The organism is Neobacillus paridis (genome assembly GCF_016765675.1).
Classification (GTDB): domain Bacteria; phylum Bacillota; class Bacilli; order Bacillales; family Cytobacillaceae; genus Neobacillus; species Neobacillus paridis.
The window spans coordinates 1-525 of the sequence record NZ_JAESWB010000330.1; the positions used below are offsets into that span (position 1 = coordinate 1).

At 51.4% G+C, this 525-nt stretch carries 2 protein-coding genes; both read right to left on the reverse strand.

The features are described from left to right. Positions 1 to 9: 9 nt before the first annotated feature. Positions 10 to 288 (reverse strand): hypothetical protein, encoded by a 279-nt coding sequence (locus tag JK635_RS19725; RefSeq protein ID WP_202655649.1) that lies wholly within the window; start codon positions 286 to 288, stop codon positions 10 to 12. A gap of 46 nt (positions 289 to 334) precedes the next feature. Next, positions 335 to 525, reverse strand: a 191-nt coding sequence (locus JK635_RS24450; RefSeq protein WP_235888247.1) for a hypothetical protein, incomplete at its 5' end; no start/stop codon positions are given.

Here is a 525-nt window from a genome sequence, read left to right on the forward strand (position 1 = left end):
AGGCAGGTCTCAACTCCCTCCATTTCCTGAATCGGACCTGGGATTCTCAACGACGGCCTGGAACGCTTTACTTTCTGGATCAATGATTATGTCCAGGCTTTTATTTTTGATATTCAAATGAAATTCCTTGGGTGTGTTGTGTCCAGTTCCGCCGGTCACTGCATCAAGACTGTTTTCCGACAGCGCCTCGCTCCCGTCGGCAGCTCCTGAGGCGGCACTGCCAATGGCAATGCCGGAAGCTGCATCCGCAGCGGCGCCGGCGGGCTGTTTTTCGTGTTTATTGCTCATATGCATATCCTCGGTGAGTGGTTTAAATTTCGTCACAATGATTCGATTAACGAATACTTGATGACGGATCTTTCGTGTTCTGATCGTTCGGAAATATCCCTGGACCTTCCTGTTTTTTCATGGCATGACCTGCGGTTGGGCGGATCGCGTCGTGGGCGCTATTTCTCGCATGGTCATCGCCTGCCGATAGAGAGAAGGGCGACGAAACGGCTGGTTTTCCACTTCCAGGCATGAACA